The 20,151-nt window shown below is 64.7% G+C and carries 9 protein-coding genes and 2 pseudogenes; 1 reads left to right on the forward strand and 10 read right to left on the reverse strand.

The genetic code is table 11. From position 1 onward, the window contains the following. On the reverse strand, window positions 1-1,634 hold a 1,634-nt coding region (locus RY831_RS00005), incomplete at its 3' end, for a hypothetical protein (RefSeq protein WP_326504284.1). Between the two features lie 304 nt (window positions 1,635-1,938). After that, a pseudogene (locus tag RY831_RS00010) lies at window positions 1,939-2,427 on the reverse strand (IS6 family transposase); the annotation flags it as partial. Here RY831_RS00010 and RY831_RS00015 point away from each other — a divergent pair. Further along, window positions 2,417-2,887, forward strand: a pseudogene (locus RY831_RS00015) (DDE-type integrase/transposase/recombinase); the annotation flags it as partial. The pseudogenes RY831_RS00010 and RY831_RS00015 sit on opposite strands and share 11 nt — an antisense overlap. Window positions 2,888-2,942: 55 nt before the next feature. Here RY831_RS00015 and RY831_RS00020 read toward each other — a convergent pair. From RY831_RS00020 to treS, 8 genes are all read right to left on the reverse strand, one after another. Then, on the reverse strand, window positions 2,943-4,220 hold the full coding sequence (locus RY831_RS00020) for a phospholipase D-like domain-containing protein (RefSeq protein WP_326504285.1): 1,278 nt from the start codon (window positions 4,218-4,220) through the stop codon (window positions 2,943-2,945). 90 nt (window positions 4,221-4,310) lie between these two features. After that, on the reverse strand, window positions 4,311-5,501 hold the full coding sequence (locus RY831_RS00025) for a Do family serine endopeptidase (protein ID WP_326504286.1): 1,191 nt from the start codon (window positions 5,499-5,501) through the stop codon (window positions 4,311-4,313). A gap of 55 nt (window positions 5,502-5,556) precedes the next feature. After that, window positions 5,557-8,490: a malto-oligosyltrehalose synthase gene (gene treY / locus RY831_RS00030; RefSeq protein WP_326504287.1), complete on the reverse strand. Its 2,934-nt coding sequence runs from the start codon at window positions 8,488-8,490 to the stop codon at window positions 5,557-5,559. Continuing rightward, the gene (malQ, locus tag RY831_RS00035; RefSeq protein WP_326504288.1) at window positions 8,490-10,604 is read right to left on the reverse strand and encodes a 4-alpha-glucanotransferase; all 2,115 of its coding nucleotides are present in this window, start codon (window positions 10,602-10,604) and stop codon (window positions 8,490-8,492) included. The genes treY and malQ overlap by 1 nt, the downstream gene beginning before the upstream one ends. Next, entirely contained in the window at window positions 10,601-12,391 is a 1,791-nt protein-coding gene (gene treZ / locus RY831_RS00040) for a malto-oligosyltrehalose trehalohydrolase (protein ID WP_326504289.1), read from the reverse strand. Before treZ ends, malQ begins: the two co-directional genes overlap by 4 nt. Further along, entirely contained in the window at window positions 12,378-14,522 is a 2,145-nt protein-coding gene (gene glgX / locus RY831_RS00045; RefSeq protein ID WP_326504801.1) for a glycogen debranching protein GlgX, read from the reverse strand. The genes treZ and glgX overlap by 14 nt, the downstream gene beginning before the upstream one ends. 2 nt (window positions 14,523-14,524) lie before the next feature. After that, a complete protein-coding gene (gene glgB, locus RY831_RS00050) occupies window positions 14,525-16,789 on the reverse strand; it encodes a 1,4-alpha-glucan branching protein GlgB (protein ID WP_326504290.1) in 2,265 nt (754 codons plus the stop codon). Further along, a complete protein-coding gene (gene treS / locus RY831_RS00055) occupies window positions 16,782-20,150 on the reverse strand; it encodes a maltose alpha-D-glucosyltransferase (RefSeq protein WP_326504291.1) in 3,369 nt (1,122 codons plus the stop codon). Before treS ends, glgB begins: the two co-directional genes overlap by 8 nt. Window position 20,151 lies beyond the last annotated feature (1 nt).

Consider the following 20,151-nt stretch of genomic DNA (forward strand, 5'->3'; position numbering starts at 1 on the left):
GCGCCGTAAGAGTAGTGGTATTCGTGGGCCAGATGCGCCATCAGCGCATCGCGCGCGTGTTGCCAGCCGGCCGGCGCCGACGCTCCGGCTGCCGCCTGCCGGCTCCGGGACATCCCTGGCGCATCGCCGATCTGTGCCTCGCTCATTACATTGTTACTGCCTGTCGCCAGCCCCTGATCTGCTGTCCGGCCGGTAGCGGACGCAGGCATGTCAAGGTGTTGCTGCGGCCAGATCGCCGTGGAGCGGGACGCGTCTTGCGTTTGCCGATAATCAGATGGTTCTATATTGTATTGTGGCTCATTCTGGAGACTGTCCTCCCAATGTCTTTCCCCAGCCACCAGCCTCGCCTGCGATTGCCCCTCAATGGCCCTTTCCAAACGTCCTCGGGCATTTTCCCCATGCAGTTCTTCCACCACATTCAAGTGCTCCTCCCGCAGCTCGTCCAACGGCATGAAGCCTTGGTTGGGCAGATACGCACCCTGTGGATTCAAGGGCGCCGGCTCCAGCACCTGCCCTTGCCGCGGCACAAGCACCGACAGATACCGGGGGCTATTCTCGTCGTTCTCATCGATGATATTGAACTGGGCCTCCAGCGCTTGTCGTGCGGTGTCATAGGAAACATCCTGTTCCGGATGCATTGAATCCAGCAGGTACACGCGACCGTCGATAGCATGGCGCACCAGCGTGACGAAGTGTTGCGTCACCTGCAAGTCCATTTCTTGGCTTCGTTGTCCGCCTGCTTCCGCGGCTCTCCATTCTTGTCCCCCGACTTCGACAATAGCCGTTCCGCTGTACTCAAGACGTGCGGCCAGCGCCTCCAACTCGGCCTCGGAGTGTATCCCTTGGACCGGATCGACGATGATGCCCACATCGTCCATTTTGATCTGGCGTTGTTGCGCCAGTACACCAAGAATTTGATTAATGCTCGCACCTTGTAGGCTAAGTCCTACCACATTACCCTGGAACGCTTGGTTGGTTGCATGGGATCCACAGGCGTTGCCAATGGTTATACCCTGGTGGAAATAGTGTTCCAAAGTGTGCCCCTGATGGTCCACAAGCAATCCGTTAGGTCGCATGAGAGAGAGTGTCTCCGCCTGCAGTAACGCCGGTAGCACGCCAGGGTCAGACGCCACGAGACTGTCTCGTGCAGCTTGCTGCAATCCGGCATAAGTACGTGGCGAGATCGGGGGAGTAGTTACGCGCGTACGCTTTGCATACGGTGGTGTGGGTGGCGTGATGCGGCGCGTATTGCTGCTGCTAGCTTCGTTGAAAGCGGTATCTGCCAGCCACCTAGGCATCTGCTGCAGTCGAACAGCTTGTGGCGGGGCAAGCGGGTTGGCAAAATGGGCAATGTAGGTATCGTTATCATGGATGCTCTGCGCGCTATGCATCGCAAATGATTCCAAAACGCCGGCACGGTTAGTCGTCAGCGTCACGACTGGCGATTTATTATTGGTGCCTACATCATTGCGCGTATAAGTGAGAACACGTCCTCCTTGCGCACCAGATTGTAACGTCACAGTCCATGTATGAGGAGCGGTAATAATATTGTGCAACGCCTTGACGATGCGCAGGTCGTCGAGCTGCTCTACCTCATTGCGCCTGCGCGGCGGCACGACAATACGCTCGATCATTGAAGACGGACCGTCGGCTCCGTTGACTCCGCTGATCATCAGCGTAAATTGGCGAGTCAAGTCACGGGGAATTGACGCGCTGGCCTGCGGCGGTTGTCCGGTGGAAGACGAGGAAGCGGCTACGTGTGCCTGACCGGGAGGGGCAAAGGGAGGGAGGCGATTTGGAAACATGGCATTTCGATTAATGTAGGAATGCGGGTGAGTGTAGTGAAGATGCCATGAGTTCCATCGTGGGGTGAAAAGCGTGAAGGTTCTGTTGCGATAAGGAAGTCAGCGCTAGAGAAGGCGCGCAGTTATTGGTTGTTCAGGCGGCCAGGGAATAGAACTGGTCGGCAGCGGATGCAACTTGCCCGTCGCGGCAATCAAGTTGTCTTTTCTTGATCATGTGCATCATCTCGATGCCGGCAAGGATCCTGGTAGCCGACCGGAAGGATTTGAAACCGAGCATGGGCCGGATAATGCGCTTGATGGCCCGATGGTCCTGCTCGACGAGGTTGTTCAAGTACTTCACTTGGCGTAGCTCGATCGGTGCGCCGGTATCGGCCTGGATGTTGTGGATGGCGACCGTATTGGCACCGCTCTTGTCGATGGTGATCTTGTCGGGTAAGCCGTGCTGACCGATCACGCGTTCCAGGAAGCGGCGTGCCGCCGCCAGATCGCGTCTGGCGGTGAGCAGGAAATCTACGGTCTGGCCATGTTTATCCACTGCGCGGTACAGGTATTTCCATTGTCCGTGGACCTTAACATAGGTTTCATCCAGCCTCCAGCTGGCACCAACTGGCCCGTATCTGCTATGGCGTGCTGTCGATTAGCATGGGGTCGAACTCGACATCCTCTTGCAGAAATGCCGCGACAAGGCAGCGGCCAAGCGCTTCTTTCAGCGGCTGCTGGCCCAGTACCCGAATGGTCCACGCAAGATCGTCACTGACCAACTGCGCCGTTATCCGGCTGCGAAAGAAGAACTGCCTGTGCTTGCCGGCGCCGAGCATATCTTCGTGAAGGCAGCGGCCCGAGTCAACAACCGGGCCGAGAACAGTCATCAACCGACTCGAGAACGCGAGCACCGCATGAAGGGTTTTCGCTCACTGGGGCGCACACAACAATTCTTGTCGAGCTTGGGACCGATCCGGCAGCATTTTGCCATCAGGCGTCAGCATCTGGGTGCCGTGCAGCATCGCACTCAGCTCACCAGACGCTTTGCTGTCTGGCATGACCTCACCGGTGTCATCCGACATCCGTCTACATCATTCTGAGTATCGGTCGACCAGCCCTCTCCTCGCTTCCGCCAAGTTAAGTTGACAGTGCCAGCTAAAGAACCTCGTTAATCAGGTAACACGCATGGTCCGTCATCTTGTGCATCACGCCGCGCCTGCACCATTCACCGAGCTCGATTTCCCTGGCTCTTGCGACGTACCTTTCAAAAATGGCATCCAGACTGCGGGTAGTCGCCGCGTCCAGGATGCCCAGCGTGATTTCATCATTCGTTTCGAATGAGCGGTCATCGAAGTTGCTGGAGCCGATCGCGCACCATACGCCATCGATGGTCATGACTTTCTGGTGCAGCAGGGTATGCGGATATTCGAACAGCCGTACGCCGCAGCGCAGCATCTTTTCGAAATTGCGGTGTCCCGCATGCTGCACCAGAGGATTGTCCGTGCCGCCGGTAGACGGTGTCAGTACCCGCACGTCGACGCCGCGCGACACTGCCTGTCCGAATGCTTCGATCGCGTCCGGCTCCGGAATGAAATAGGGGTTCTGGATCCAGATGCGGCTGCGGGCGAGGCAGATTGCGGTATGGTGGAGAATCTTGACCGCCGGTGCCGATCCCTCGGGCTTGGCGAAAGCGGCATGCACCAGCACATCGCCCTGCGGCGCCAAATGTGGAAAAACTTCTTCACCGACAAACAGCTCGCCGGTTTCGCCGGTCCAGTTTTCACTGAAGGCGGACTGCACGCTATGCACGATGGGCCCGCGCAGCCGCACGCTGATATCGGCTGTATGCCTGCCGTCCTCGGCATTGCCGAGCCAGTCATCGACGATGCAATGACCGCCTACGAATGCCTCGCGGCCATCGACGATCACCATCTTGCGGTGCGTGCGGTCGTTGAGCACGCCGATGTTGCGCAGCCGGAAATCATGAAAGAACACCACCCGGCAGCCCGCATCCTCCATCTCCTTCAAGGCTGCCGTGCCAAGCTTGCGCGCTCCGTTGCCGTCAAGCAGGACCCGCACCTGCCGCCCTGCCTTGGCCTGCCCTGCGAGCGCTTGCGCGACACGCCTGCCGAGTTGGCCATCTTTCCACAGAAAGGTCTCGAAATGCACCGAATGCCGCGCACCGCGGATGCTGTCGAGAAGCGCGTCGAAGAAGGCGCCGTTCTCGATCAATTCGATGGAGTTGCCCGGTATGGAGGTGCTGAAGGTCAAGCCGGTCAGCGAAGGAACCAGTTCATCGATCGCGGCGTCGCATTTGATATGCAACCGGGGATCCCGATGACGGCGGATCGACCAGATCACGAGCAGCAGCAAGGACACCATGCCGATGAATGCGGCGATCCATGGAATAGTCTGGGTGTCCGGTAAAGTCATCGTGCTGGCGCGGGACTCCGTTATCTTGCGTTGATGTCGTGCGTCGATCGAGCGTGCTGCGACCGCTCTCCCCCCTAATTTCCCCCCTAATCACTCGAGGGCTTCCACCGTCAGCTTGACCGTGTTGGTATTGCCTGATCGCCATACCTGCGCATTGATCGAGGTACCGGGACGCGTTCCGCCAATCAGCCGCGCGAGGTCGGCTGTGGTTTGCACCGGCTGCTCGTTGAGCGCGAGGATGACGTCGCCGGGACGGATGCCGGCGCGGTCGGCCGGGCCGCCGCGCTGAACCGCCGCCACCAGCGCGCCCTGGGTATCCTTCATGCCCAGCGTCGCGGCCAGGTCCATCGTCAGTTCCTGCAGTTGCACGCCGATGCGGCCGCGCGTGACCTTGCCGCTCTGGCGCAGCTGCTCGGAAATCCCGATCGCAAGGTCGATGGGAATGGCGAACGAAATACCCATGTAGCCGCCGGTCTGGCTGTAGATCTGCGAGTTGATGCCGACCACTTCGCCGCGCGTGCTGAACAGGGGGCCGCCGGAATTGCCGGGATTGACCGCGACATCGGTCTGGATGAAGGGCACGTAGCTGCCGTTGGGCAGCAGGCGGCCCTTGGCGCTGACCACGCCTACGGTCACGCTGTTGTCGAAGCCGAACGGCGCGCCGATTGCGGCCACCCATTCCCCCGCTTCGAGCTTGCCCGGGTCGCCGACCTTCGCCATGGGCAAGCCCTTGGCGTCGATCTTCAGCAGCGCCACGTCGGTGTAAGGATCGGCCCCGACCACCTTGGCCCTGTATTCGCGCTTGTTGGTCAGCTTGACGATGACTTCATCGGTATTGGCGATTACATGTGCATTGGTCAGAACATAGCCGTCCTCGCTGATGATGAAGCCCGACCCCAGGCTGGCGGCGATCGCTTCGCCGGAATCGGGCTGCTGCTGGCGGCCGAAGCGCCGGAAGAATTCGCGCAGGGGATGGCCTTCCGGCAGGTTGGGCACGCCCTGCTGCTGCGCAAGGCGCGTGGCGCTGATGTTGACCACCGTCGGCCCCTGCTGCTTGACGAGGTTGACGAAGCTGGGCAGTTCCACGCCCGAGCCGGTCACCGGCGATGGCGACGGCGATGGAGATGGTGACGGCGTTGGGCCGGCCGGTGCGGCGGCCTGCGGTGCCTGGGATGCCCCGGGCGCTTGCGGCGCTTCGTCCGTGCCTTGCTGCGAGCAGGCGGCAAGGCAGAGAAGCAGGCTGCCGGCGGCGAACAATTGGCTGCTGCGGCAAAGATTCATATTGGTCACTCCATCAACGGCATGGTTGGGCTGTGCGAGCTGGACGGCGAGCGGCTCAGGTCGGGCCCGCTCTTTCCTCTTCGGTCTCGACGGTCGCATCCTTGCTGTCGGCCGCCGCGCTGCCTCCTATCCGGGCGGCGCTGGCAGCGCCGGCAGCCGGGCTGGTCATGCTCTCGCCTGCGCCTTCACCGGCGAACAGCAGCGCCACCGGCAGGTTTTTCAGTACCTGGCTCAGCAGCAGGCGCCCCGCTTCGGGTGCAAGCGCATGCCCGCCCAGCACGTCGCGCATCTCCACCGCCAGGTTCTGCGGCAGGCGGATGGCGGTTTCCTGCCACGCCTCGGGCGTGAGTTCCGGCATGCGTTCGCCCCCGAGCAGCCGGCACGGCAGATGCGCCGCGACGACCACCATGAGCTTGCCCTGGTGACGGCGCGCGAACGCGATCGCATGCGCCGCGAGCGGACCTTCCATCTGCAGCGCCTGGTAATCGCCGCGCATGAACAGTTCCGGCTCCCGGGCCCGGAAGCGCAGCGTGCGGGCGACCACGTGCTGCTTGATCGCGCCGCTGTCCCACGCATCCGGACCCGGTCCTTCCGCATCAATGCGTTCCAGCGTCTGGCGGCGAGCGGCATAATCGACCGGGCGGCGGTTGTCGGGATCGACCAGGCTGAAATCCCAGAAGTCGGTCCCCTGGTAAAGATCCGGTACGCCGGGTGAGGTCATGCGCAGCAGCGTCTGCGCAAGGCTTTTGATCATGCCGGCCGGCGCCACGGTCTGCACCCAGGCGGCCAGTTCGGGCAGGAAACGGTTGCCTTCGCCCGGCGTCAGGACCGCGTGCAGGAAATTCCTGCACGCGGCTTCATATGCCTCGTTCGGCATGACCCAGTCGCTGACCTGCTTGGCTTCGCGCAGCGCCTTGGTTTGCCAGGCTTCGATGCGCGCCGCAAATTGTTTCAGCCCTTCCGCATCGTCCGGCTGCAGGCCGACCGGCCAGGCGCCGGCAAGCATCTGGTACAGCATTAGCTCGTCGGCCGGATGCGGCGCGATGCCGGCGGGTCCGGCATCGTCGGCGGGCAGTTCGGTGCGCAGCGGCGCATTGAGCTGCATCCATTCGCGCGCGGTACGGCACCATTCCTCCGGGATTTCGCTAAAGGCGGCGATACGGGTGCGCACGTCCTCGCCGCGCTTGTGATCATGGGTGGCGGTGGCCAGCATCGAGTAAGGAAAGCGCTCGGCGCGGATCCGGTTGGCTTCATGGAATTCCTGCGCCGGAATGAAAAACTGCGCCGGGTCGGAACCCACCTCGTTGCGCGACAGCAGGCGGCCATAGCGATAGAAGGCCGTATCCTCCACCGACTTGGCCGACAGCGGCGGCGTGAGCTGCTGGAAGCGGGTGATGGCGCGCTGGTGCAGCGCGCGCACGCGCGGATTGGCCGAATCGCGGGGTGCGTCGCCGCCCAGCCAGCGCGCGATCACGTCGAGCAGCGCGCCTTCGTTGCGGTCCACGCTCTGGCGCGCGCATTCCAGCGCGCGGTCGATCACCTGCTGGTCGAGCTCGTCGCGGCCGTTGCTGTCGGCATAGGTGCGGTACACCGGGAAATGCACCAGCAGCTCCGCGAATACGCGGCGGATCGCGCCGAGCGAATAGTCGCGGGTGCGCAGGTCGGTGCGCGCCACCGCATGCAGCGCGCGCGAAGCCGCCTCGAACTCGCCGGAGAGGTTGCTGGCCAGCAGCTGCCGCCTCGCCTGCCGCACTTCCTCGTCGAAGCTGTGCTGGTGATCGGTCAGGTGGCACCACAGCTCGGTGAGCGCCTGCTTGCCCTCGCCGTCGTGCAGCAGCGCGCCGACCCGGTCCATGAAGTCGTAGCCGCTGGTGCCGTCGATTTCCCAGTTGCTGCGCAGCTGTTCGTCGGGCGCGAGGATCTTTTCGACGATGATGTAGGCCGGTGCCGGAGGCAGTTCGGGCGGGCGCTGCGAGGTCAGCGCCTGCAGGCGCCGCCGCAGCTTGCGGCAGTAGGCGCCCGGATCGGCCAGGCCGTCGACATGGTCGATGCGCACGCCGTCGATCAGGCCTTCAGTATAGAGCCGGAAAATCTGCGCATGGGTGGCTTCGAACACATCGTCCTGCTCAACCCGCACGCCGGCCAGGTCGGTCACTTCGAAGAAGCGCCGCCAGTTGATGCCGTCGGCCGCGCAGCGCCACCATGCCAGCCGGTAATGCTGGCGTTCCAGCAGCGCGTGCAGCGCTTCGATGCCCTGCGGCGCGGCCGCCGAGTAGTTGTTGATGGCCATCGCGATGTCGGCAGTACCCTCCGGCGTATGGCCAAGCTCGCGCAGCAGGCCGAAGCCGACGTCGGCATTCTGCTGGGTGATGTCGCCGTTCTCGTCGCGGCCTTCCTCGAAGGCGGCAATCGCCGGCGCCAGGCGCGCCGAATCGACCGACTTCAGCAGGTCGGCATAGCCGGCCGGCGAAATCGGAAAGCGGTGCGAGTAATAGCTCGCGAAGAATTTGCCGCGCAGTTCGTCGAACTGCAGCTTGATCTGGCCGGACGCCAGTACTTCGCCGTAGGGCTGGCCGAGGAAAGGCGCCATCACCTTGCCTTGCAGGGTCTCGTCTGCCGGATTCCAGTCGATGTCGAACCAGCGCGCATAGGGGCTCGTCCGCCCCCACTCCAGCACATGCTGCCACCAAGGGTTTTCAGGGCCGACGCCCATGTGGTTGGGCACGATGTCGAGGATCAGTCCCATCCCGGCTTCGCGGACCCGGCGCACCATGCGGCGGAAACCTTCCTCGCCGCCGAGCTCCGGGTTGATGCGGGTCGGATCGACGATGTCATAGCCGTGATTGGAACCGCTGCGCGCGGTCAGGATGGGCGATGCATAGATATGGCTGATGCCAAGCGACGCGTAATACGGCACCACCTCGGCCGCCTGGTCGAAGGTGAAGTCTTTATGCAACTGCAGGCGGGCAGTTGCGCGCGGGATGGACATCAGTGCACTCCTCTCGGGGAACGGGAACGATTGAGTATGGCCAGCCGCGCGGCCACGTCGGGCTCGTCGAGGATGGCATCGACAGTGTGCGGCATCCGGCGGCGCCAGTTTGGATGTTCGTCAATGGTGCCGGGCAGGTTGGGCTGCTCCGGCAAGCCGAGGGCGTCCTCGATCGGCAGCATCGCCAGCGGCGCCGGGGTCTGGCCGATGAAATCGATGGCCGCTTCCATCGGCGCGGTTCGCGCTGCCGCATCCGGCACGCTGCCGCCGGCGCAGCCGATTTCATTGAAGACCTCCCACAGTTCGCGCCGTTCGCGCTCGCGGCCATGGCGGGCGTCGCCTTCGGTCTCTCCAACCGGCAGCAGGCCGAGATCGCGCCGCCAGTCGATGTCGCGCCCCTGCCACCAGCCGGCAATGGTCGGCAGGTCGTGCGTGGTGGTGGTGGCGATGGCGCTGGACGGCCATTCGTCGGGCCTGAAGAAACGGTCCTGATTGCGCTGGAACAGCAGCACGCGTATGCCGAGCAGGCCGGCATCGGCCAGCAGGCGGTCGAAACCTTCCGGCACGGTGCCGAGGTCTTCGCCGATCACGATGGCCTTGTGGCGCCAGGATTCGAGCGCGATCAGGCGCAGCAGATCCTGCATCGGATAGGTGAGATAGGCGCCCTGCTCGGGACTCGCGCCGTGCGGCACCAGCCATAGCCGCCCGAGGCCGAGCACATGGTCGATGCGCGCCCCGCCCGCATAGGCGAAGGTGGCGCGCAGCATTTCGAGATAGGCGGCGAAGCCCTTGGCCTTCATCGCCACCGGCGAGAAGGCACCGATGCCCCAGCTCTGGCCCTTGGAATTCATGACGTCCGGCGGCGCGCCCACCGACAGGCCGTTGATGATCTCGGTCTGCCGGCTCCAAGCCTGGCTGCCGGCGCTGTCTGCACCGACCGCGAGATCGGTGATCAGTCCGATTGGCATGCCTGCCTCGCGCGCCGCCTTCTGCGCGCTGGACAAACCCTTCGCCGCCTGCCACTGCAGGAAGGCATGGAATCCGACTTCCTGCGCATGCTGCTGCGCGAACGCTTCGACATCGGCACCGCGCGGGTCGCGCAAGCCATCGGGCCAGCTGCGCCAGTCGCCGTTTTCGCCGTTGGCGACCCGCGCCGCATGGATCGCCTCGAAGCGCGCATGGTCGCGCAGCGCGTCGCCGCCCTCGCGCAGGAAGGCATCGAACTCGCCGGTATTGCCGGCTTGCAGATAACGTTCATACAGGCGGCGCAGCAGCGACAGCTTCAGGGCGGCGGCGCCCGGCCAGTCGACCAGGCCCTCCTGTTCCAGCTGCGCAAGCCTCTGCGCGGTATCGGGCCCGAGCGAGGCCAGCGCCGCCGCGTGGGCTTCGGCGCCCATCACCGCGGCGGGGTCGATATGCAGCGCGTTGAGGAACAGGCGGCTCGACGGTCCGTAGGGGCTGAAACGATGGACGTCGGCGGAAAACATCGCATGCACCGGGCTGATCGCGAGCGCGGCGGCGCCATGCCGCGCCGCCTTGCGCGCCAGCATCGCCAGCGCGCCGAAGTCGCCGATGCCGCCGTCGCCGTCACGCCGAAGCGAATACAGCTGCACGCCCAGGCCCCACAGGCGCGGATCGCGCCGCAGGCCGGGCACGGCAGCGAGCGCGTCCGCCACGCCAAAGCAGCGCGGCGGCGCAATCGCCAGCGTGGTTTCCTGGTCGCCCGCCAGCAGGCGATGGTAACCGGGACGGTCGATGGCCGGCAGCTCCAGCCCGCCGGAGGCATCGCCGCCGAAATGCCCGCTTTGCTGCGCGCCGTCCTCGAGTTCGATGCGATAGCTCCCGCCGGCCAGGGCGGCCACATGACCCAGCTTCACCGGCTGGCCGACCACGCCGGTGACCAGCGGCGGCAAATGATTGCTGCCGTCTTCGAGCTGCCTGAGTTTCTCCCGGCTGGCGGCACATTGCTCGGCCGTGCCGCAGGGCAGGTCCAGCGCTTCAAGGATGGCGCGCATGTCTTCCGGCGCGACTGTCTTCGGCTCGCCGTTGGCGGCCACCCAGTCCTGCACCAGCCCGGCCGCTTTCGCCAGTGCGATGATGTCGGCGTCGTTCATTCTTCAGGCTCCAGAACCGCAATGAAGGAATGCTCGGGCAGCTGGCCGCCCGGCGCCGCGTCTTCCACGCCATCGGATTGGAACAGGATGGTGCCGCCCTTGCCGTCGGCCAGCCGCTCGAAGTCGATCTTCACCGGCGCATCGCCGAGATTGACCGCCACCATCAGCACGCGGCCGTCGCCCATCTTCCAGCGGGCCCTGACGGAAGCCGGACCCAGCACTTCCGAGCCGAGCGCCATGGCGCCCTGCAGGCGCGGCATGATTTGCTCACGGCGGATGGCGAGCAGCGCGCGCGTCCAGTCGCGCCATGCGCCGGCCACGTCGGCGTCGGCCACGGGTATGGAATCGCGGAAGGTCTGCTCGGCATTCGGGTCGGGAATCCTTTCCCGCGTGGCGGGGTCGCTGAACGCCGAGAACTTGGCGAATTCCTGCCGCCGGCCCTCGCGTACCGCATCGGCCAGCTCCGGGGTGAGATGGCTGGTGAAGTAAAGGAAGGGCTGGGTCGCGCCGAATTCCTCGCCCATGAACAGCATCGGGATGTTCGGCGACAGCAGCAGCAGGGCGCTGGCGGCACGCAGCGCATGCAGGTCGGCCAGCGCGCTCAGGCGTTCGCCGAAGGCGCGGTTGCCGATCTGGTCATGGTTCTGCAGGAAATTGACGAAGGCGGTCGGCGGCAGATGCGCGCTCGGTTCACCGCGCTTTTCGCCGCCGGGGTATATCGATGCTTCGCCCTGATAGATGAAGCCTTCGGCCAGTCCGCGCGCCAGCTTTTCCTCGGGCTGCCCGACGTAGCCGATGTAGTAGCCCTCGCGCTCGCCGGTCAGCAGCACATGCAGCGCATGGTGCATGTCGTCGTTCCATTGCGCGTTGTACAGCAGGCGCGGCGACTGCTCCAGCAGCTTCGCTGAATTGTCGTCGTTTTCCAGCACCAGGTGCACGTGGCGCTCGGCCGGCAAGGAGGCGCGGATGCGCTCGGCCATTTCGACCAGGAAGTCCTTTTCGCTGATCGCATGCACCGCATCGAAGCGCAAGCCGTCGAAGCGGTATTCGGCGAGCCAGTAGATCGCATTCTCGATGAAATAATCGCGCACCTGGCGCTTGCGGAAATCGATGGACTGGCCCCAGGGCGTCTTGATGTCGTCGCGGAAGAAGGACGGCGCATAGGCGCCGAGATAGTTGCCGTCGGGCCCGAAGTGGTTGTACACGACGTCGAGGAAGACCATGATGCCATGGTCGTGCGCGCTGTCGATCAGGCTTTTCAGAGCTTCCGGCGTGCCGTAGGCCGCGTCCGGCGCATATGGCAGCACGCCGTCGTAGCCCCAGTTGCGGGCGCCGGGGAAATCGGCGATCGGCATCAGCTCGATGGCGGTGATGCCGAGTTCGGCCAGCGCGGGCAGCTGCTTTGCCACGCCGGCATAGCCGTCGAAGGCGCCGGGATGCAGTTCGTACAGCACCGTTTCATGCCAGGGCCGCCCTTTCCAGTCGGCATTGCGCCATTGATAGGCATTCGGATCGCAGACGATGCTGGCATCGTGCACGTCGCCGGCCTGGGCACGGGAAGCCGGGTCCGGCACCGCCAGGTCGTCGCTGACGCGATAGCGGTATTGCGTGCCGGCGCCGACATCGGCTTCCACCTCGAACCAGCCGTCGCCCGCCGCCTGCATCGGCAGGCTCTTTCCATGCTCGATTTCAACGCTGACCTTGTCCTTGCCTGGCGCCCACAGGCGGAAACGGGTACGGTTCGGCGCAACAAGCTGCGCGCCAAAGCTGGGATTAAATGTTGACATTGTCGGTTACCAGTAAAACCGCGCTGTGCGCGGAGACGTTGATGATGTTGTTTTCCGGGAGGCGCCGCGCGTGCCCGCCAGCATGGATGTTGTTGCCTTCGGCCGCATCCAGCAGCACCCGCCAGGGCATGGCCGGTTTCGGCAGGACAAAGCTGCGGTCCTCCGAATACGCATTCAGGAGCAGCAGCGAAGCAGAAATCGCGCCTGCTTCCGGATGCGCGGCGATGCGGCGCAGCGCCAGCAGGCGGCCTTCCGAGAAGTCCCAGCGATCCTGCGTCATTTCGCTGCCGGTCTCGTCGAACCAGCTGATGTCGGGCATGCCATGCAATATTTTCAATGCGGGCGCGAGAAAACGGGTGCTGCGCAAGGTCGGCGTCGCCAGCCGGGCAGCGATGCAGCGGCGCGTGAAGTCGATCAGCGCGCGGCCTTCTTCCGTGTCGGCAAGGCTCCAGTCGAACCAGGACAGATCGTTGTCCTGGCAATACGGATTGTTGTTGCCCTGCTGGGTGCGGCAGAATTCATCGCCGCCGAGCAGCATCGGCGTGCCGTTGGACAACATCAGCGTCATCAGCATCGCCCGCTTCACCCGTTCGCGGGTGGCACGGATCGCGGGATCGGCGGTCGGCCCTTCGGCGCCCCAGTTGCGGCTGCGGTTCTCGTCGCTGCCGTCGCGATTGTCTTCGCCGTTGGCAAGGTTGTCCTTGCGGTTGTAGCTGACCAGGTCCTGTAGCGTGAAGCCGTCGTGGGCGGTGACGAAATTGACCGACGCCCAGGAGCGGCGGCGGTGATGGTTGAACAGGTCGGCGGAGCCGAGCAGCCGCGCCGCCACCGCGCCCCGCTTGCCGGCGTCGCCGCGCCAGAAGCTGCGCACGTCGTCGCGGAAGCGGTCGTTCCATTCCGCGAATCCGGGTGGATGATTGCCGACCTGGTAGCCGCCCGGGCCGATGTCCCAGGGTTCCGAAATGAGCTTGACCCGCGCCAGCACCGGGTCCTGCAGCAGCGCGTCGAAAAAGCCGGCGCCGGGATCGAAGCCGTAATGCTCGCGCCCCAGCGTGGCGCCCAGGTCGAAACGGAAGCCGTCGACATGGAATTCCTGCACCCAGTAGCGCAGCGAATCCATCACCATCTGGATCACGCGCGGATGCGAAAAATTGACGGTGTTGCCGCAGCCGGTGTCGTTGATGTGGTGGCGGCGGTTGTCGGGATGCAGCCGGTAGTAGCTGGCATTGTCGAAGCCGCGGAAGGAGATGGTCGGCCCCAGCTCGCTTTCCTCGCAAGTGTGGTTGTAGACCACGTCGAGAATGACTTCGATGCCGGCCGCGTGCAGCTGGCGCACCGCCTGCTTCATTTCGGCGGGCGAGCCGTTCGACAGGTAGCGCGGCTCGGGCGCGAAGAACGACAGGGTGTTGTAGCCCCAGTAGTTGCTCAGGCCAAGGTTGACCAGGCGCCGGTCCTGCAGGAAGGCATGCACCGGCAGCAGTTCCACCGCGGTCACGCCGACACGCTGCAGGTGTGCGATGACTTTCGGGTCGGCCAGCGCGGCGAAGGTGCCGCGCTGGCGCATCGGGATGTGCTCGGCGCGCATGGTCATGCCGCGCACATGCGTCTCGTAGATGACGGTCTGGTCCCAGGGGACGTTCGGATGGGTATCACCGTACCAGTTGAAGTTGTCGTCGACCACCACCGCCTTCGGCATCGCCCCCGCGCTGTCGCGATGGTCGAAGGACAGGTCGGCGCGCGGTGAAAGATAGCGGTAGCCGTAAAGCGTGTCGCTCCAGCGCACCTGCCCATGCAGCTGCCGCGCATAGGGATCGAGCAGCAGCTTGTTGGGGTTGAAGCGATGCCCCTGCTCCGGCTGGTAAGGCCCGTAGGCGCGGTAGCCATAGAGCGCGCCGGCATGCAGCCCGGGCAGGTAGCCGTGCCAGACTTCATTGGTGCATTCGGGCAGCGCGAAGCGCGCCACTTCATGCCGGCCGGATGGGTCGAACAGGCACAGCTCCATCTTGGTCGCGTGCGCGGAGAAGACGGCGAAGTTGGTGCCGAAGCCGTCGTAGACGGCCCCCAGCGGATAGGCGGCGCCGGCCTCCATCCTCGGCAGTGAAGTCAGGGAATTCGGAATGCCGGTCGCCATGCTCAATGAAGAGCCTGAACCGGCTTGAGCATCACCACCGACATCGGCGGCAGCGTCAGCACCAGCGAGTGCGGCTGGCCGTGCCTTCCCTCCGCCTCGCTGCGCACTTCTCCGTTGCTCATGCCGGTGCCGCCGTAGACCTGGTTGTCGGTGTTGAGGATCTCGCGCCAGGTAACCGGTCCCGAGGAACCGCCCGGCACGCCGATGCGGTAGTTGTCGCGCGACACCGGCGTCATGTTCAGCACCACCAGCAGAGGCGCATCGCCATCGTTGCCCTTGCGCAGATAGGCAAACACGCTGTTGGCGCTGTCGTCGCCGATCACCCAGGCGAAGCCTTCGTGGCTGGCGTCCTTGCGGTGGAGCGAGGGCTCGCCCGCATAAAGCCGGTTAAGGTCGCGCACCAGCCGCTGTATGCCGCGGTGGCCGGGCACGTCGAGCAGGTTCCAGTCGGGCGAGCCGTCATGGTTCCATTCGGTGTGCTGGGCGAACTCGCAGCCCATGAACAGCAGCTTCTTGCCGGGATGGGTCCACATGAAGCCGAAATAGGCGCGCAGGTTGGCCAGTTTCTGGTGCACGTCGCCGCCCGGCATCTTGTTGAGCAGCGAACCCTTGCCGTGCACCACCTCGTCATGCGAGATCGGCAGCATGAAGCGTTCGGAGAACGCATAGATCAGGCCGAAGGTCATGTCATGGTGATGGTGCTGGCGGTAGATCGGGTCGTAGCTCATGTAGCGCAGGGTGTCGTGCATCCAGCCCATGTTCCACTTGTGGGTGAAGCCGAGCCCGCCTTCCGATACCGGCGCCGAAACGCCAGGCCAGGCGGTCGATTCCTCCGCGATCACCATCGCGCCGGGGCAGCGCTCGGCCACGGTCTGGTTGAAGTTGCGCAGGAAATCGACCGCTTCCAGGTTTTCGCGGCCGCCGTACTTGTTGGGAATCCATTCACCGGCCTTGCGGCTGTAATCGCGGTAAAGCATGGAAGCCACCGCGTCCACGCGCAGGCCGTCGACATGGAAATGCTCCAGCCACTCGAGCGCGCTGGCGATCAGGAAGCCGCAGACTTCATTGCGGCCGAGGTTGTAGATCAGCGTGTTCCAGTCCTGGTGAAAGCCTTCGCGCGGGTCCTGGTGCTCGTACAGCGCGGTGCCGTCGAAGCGCACCAGGCCGTGCGCATCCGACGGAAAGTGCGCAGGCACCCAGTCAAGGATGACGCCGATCCCGGCCGCATGGCAGCGGTCGACAAAGGAAGCGAATCCGGCCGGCGTGCCGAAGCGCGCCGAGGGCGCGAACAGCCCGAGCGGCTGGTAGCCCCAGGAGCCGCCGAACGGATGTTCCATGATGGGCAGGAATTCCACGTGGGTGAAGCCCATGCCGGCCACGTACGGGATCAGGCGGTCGCCGAGTTCATGCCAGTTCAGGCTGCGGCCATCCTCCTCCAGGATGCGCAGCCAGGAACCGGCGTGCACCTCATACACCGACAGCGGCGCGTCGAGCGCATGGCGCTGGCGGCGCGACGCCATCCAGGCATCATCGGTCCAGCGGAACGGCACGTCGGAAGCGACCAGCGACACCGTCGAAGGCGGTGCTTCGGTGGCGCGCGCGACCGGATCGGCCTTGAGCGGCAGCACATTGCCGTCGGCGCCGACGATCTCATATTGATAGCGGGTGCCGCTGCCCAGGCGCGGAATGAAGAGTTCCCAGACGCCGGCCTCGACCCGGAGGCGCATCGGGTGGCGGCGCCCGTCCCACTGGTTGAAGTCGCCCACCACGGACACACGGCGTGCATTCGGCGCCCATACCGCGAAGCGGGTGCCTGCGATGCCGTCCACCGTCATCGGATTGGCGCCGAGGCAGCGCCCGAGTTCCAGGTGGCGGCCTTCGGCCAGCAGGTGGATGTCGAGGTCGCCCAGCAGCAGGCCGAAGCGGTAAGGGTCTTCGGTGTACTGCACGAACTCGCCGCCGCCCGGCGTCGGCCAGGTGATGCGCAGCAGGTAATCCTGCTGCGGGCCGAGCGTGCCGCCGCTGACGAACAGGCCCGTCTGGTTGACGTTGTAGAGCGATTCGATCAGCCGCCCGCCGGCGTCGTTGCCCGGCATGCGCTCCACCAGGTCGACCGCGCGCGCGCCCGGCTGGAAGGTGCGCACCACGTCTCGGTCTCCGGCGCGATGCCTGCCGAAAAAGGAAAACGGATCGGACAGCCGGCCGTTGAGCACGGCGTCCAGGGTTTTCGGATCGATTTCCATCTTGTCTTCGGTACGCTCAGCCATGCGACTGTTCTCCTTCTGTCCCGCCCAGCAATTCATCGACAATCTTGGCCATGCCGTTGACCGGGACCGAGACCCAGGTCGGACGGTTGGCCGCTTCATAACAGATTTCATACGCCGCCTTCTCCAGCACGAACAGCTGCAGCAGTCCCCGCTCGGCCTCTTCCGATGCCTTGAACGCGCCGGCATAGGCGGCTTCCCGGTAGGCTTGCATGAACGCGGCCTGGCTGTTCGGCGCATAGTCGCGGATGATCTGCTGCTTGCGCACTTCCTCGGCTTCGTTCAGGTCGGTCGGACCGCTGCGCCCGGCAAAGGCCGCCGCATAGTCGAAGGACCGGATCAGGCCGGCGACGTCGCGCATCGGACTCATCTTGTCGCGCCGCATGTGCAGCGGCTTGGCCGGTTCGCCTTCGAAGTCCACGATATAGACATCGCCCTGCGCCACCAGCACCTGGCCAAGGTGGAAGTCGCCGTGGATGCGGGTGCGCAGCGTGCCGACACCGGCGGCGGCCAGCGCATCGAGCTTGCCCAGCAGCGCATCGCGCTGGCCGACCAGCCGTTCGACGCGGCGGCCCTCGGCCTCGCTGCTCCAGCTGGTCTGGGCGCGCAGCACGTCGAAGGCGGCCTCCAGCTGGCGGCGCGCGCCTTCGGCCCAGGCCCTGGCATCGTCCTCGGTCGCCGGCTGCGGCGCGAAGTCGGGATTGTCGGTCGGCGTGGCCAGGGCCGCATGCATTTCCCCGAGGCGGCGGCCGAGATTGGTCGCCAGGCTCACCAGCTCCTCATGCGGATCGGAAATCTCGGTGCTCATGTCGGGAGCGGCCGCTTCCGGCACCGTGGTCTGCTGCATTGCGCGCGACAGCGTATCGAGCGTCCACTGCCAGGCGTCGCCCTGGTTGTCGATGAACTGCTGCAGGATGATCATCGTGAACGGCGTGCCGTCGGCGCCGTGGCGGGTGACCTCGCCAAGCATCGCCGGCATGTTGGCGAAGCCGAGCGTGGTCAGGTAGCGACCCATCTCGGCTTCCGGGTGGATGCCCGGCGCGATGTGCCGGATCACCTTGAGCACGATCTTGTCCTCGATGATCATCGAACTGTTGGACTGCTCGGCCGACAGCCGCCGGATCGCAGGCTCGGCGCTGGTGTCCACCGCATGCAAGGTGTCGGTGGGGATGAAGCGCACTTCGCCGTCGTCGGATGCGATGGTGGTGCCTTCGCGCATCAGCTGGATGATCACATAGGCGAAGGAATCGAGCACGAAGGCATCGGTCAGCAGGCCGACATTGCGGCCGCGCCGCACCCGCGCCAGCGCCAGCTGCTGCGGCAGCGCGGTGACGATCTCTTCCTCGCGGATGAAACCGAATGGCATCAGGTAGCGTTCGGTGCCGCTGGCGGTGGTGGTCTCCAGTTCGGCCAGCATGCTGGGCATCACGTTCGGCCGCGACTGCGATGCCGGCAGGCGGGTCGCCAGCGCAATGCGCACCGACTGCAGCGCTTCCTGCTTGGCGGCATACCAGCGACGTTTTGGCAGATAGGCCGGCAGCACATCCTTTTCCAGCGTGCCGCGGCGCGGCGGCTCGAGAAGTTCGGTGATGGCATGGCGCAGCACCAGCGTCTGCAGCTCGGGCAAAGGTTCCGGCGCCGGCGTGTGCCATGACGGCATTTTCGTTTCGGCGGCGAGCAGGAACCAATAGAAGCCGTAGGGCGGCAGCGTCAGCAGGTAGGGCAGCTGGCCGATCGGCGGGAACGCCGAACCGCCGATCATTTCCAGCGGCACGCGTCCGGCATACGCGGACAGGTCGAGTTCCACCGCCTGCGCCGAGCGCGACACGTTGGCCACGCAGAGTATGGTTTCGGTGTGGTCGTCCTTGCCATGCTCGCGCAGGTAGGCCAGGATGCGTCGGTTGGCCGGATAGAGCATGGTCAGCGAGCCGCGGCTGAACGCGCAGTGCTGCTTGCGCACCGCCAGCATGCGGCGCATCCAGTTGAGCATCGAGTACGGATCGGCGGACTGCGCTTCCACGTTCACCGCCTGGAAGCCGTACAGCGGGTCCATGATGGGCGGCAGCACCAGCCTGGCCGGATCGGCACGGGAGAAGCCGCCGTTGCGGTCCGACGTCCATTGCATCGGTGTGCGCACGCCGTCGCGGTCGCCGAGATGGATGTTGTCGCCCATGCCGATCTCATCGCCGTAGTAGATGATGGGCGTGCCGGGCATCGACAGCAGGAAGCTGTTGAGCAGCTCGGTCCGCCGCCGGTCGCGTTCCAGCAGCGGCGCCAGGCGGCGGCGGATGCCGAGATTGATGCGCGCCCGCTTTTCCGACGCGTAGTAATTCCAAAGGTAATCGCGTTCCTTGTCGGTCACCATTTCCAGCGTCAGCTCGTCGTGGTTGCGAAGGAAAATGGCCCACTGGCAGTCGGCGGGAATCTCGGGCGTCTGGCGCAGGATGTCGGAAATCGGGAAGCGGTCTTCCTGCGCCAGCGCCATGTACATGCGCGGCATCAGCGGGAAGTGGAATGCCATGTGGCATTCGTCGTTGTCGCCGAAATACTGCTGCACGTCTTCCGGCCACATGTTGGCCTCGGCCAGCAGCATGCGGCCCGGATAGCTGCGGTCGACCGCATCGCGAATCTGCTTGAGGATCGCATGCGTTTCGGGCAGGTTTTCATTGCTGGTGCCTTCGCGCTCGATCAGGTAGGGCACCGCGTCCAGCCGCAGGCCGTCGACCCCGAGGTCGAGCCAGAATTCCATCACGCTCAGAACCGCTTTCAGCACCTGCGGATTGTCGAAGTTCAAATCCGGCTGGTGAGAATAGAAGCGGTGCCAGAAAAAGGCATTGGCCACCGGGTCCCAGGTCCAGTTGGACTTTTCGGTATCGCAGAAGATGATGCGCGTGTCGGCATAGGCTTCGTCGGTGTCCGACCAGACATAGAAGTTGCGCTGCGCGGAGCCGGGCTTGGCCTTGCGCGCGCGCTGGAACCACGGGTGCTGGTCGGAGGTATGGTTCACCACCAGCTCGGTGATCACCCGCAGCCCCCGCCGGTGCGCCTCGGCGATGAAGCGCCTGGCATCGGCCATGGAGCCGTAGTCGGGATGCACGCCCTTGTATTCGGCGATGTCGTAGCCGTCGTCGCGGCGCGGCGATGGGTAGAACGGCAGCAGCCAGATGGTGTTGACGCCAAGGTCGGCGATATAGTCAAGCTTGTCGATCAGCCCCGCGAAGTCGCCGATCCCGTCATTGTTGGAATCGAAGAAGGACTTCACGTGCAACTGATAGACGATGGCGTCCTTGTACCAGTGCGGATCGTCGCTGAAGCTGAAGTCCGTTTGCGGACTTGTTTTTCTGGGTGTACTGCGGCGATCCATA

Origin of the sequence: Noviherbaspirillum album (genome assembly GCF_035916955.1) — a bacterium.
In the GTDB taxonomy this organism is placed as follows: Bacteria; Pseudomonadota; Gammaproteobacteria; order Burkholderiales; family Burkholderiaceae_D; genus Noviherbaspirillum; species Noviherbaspirillum album.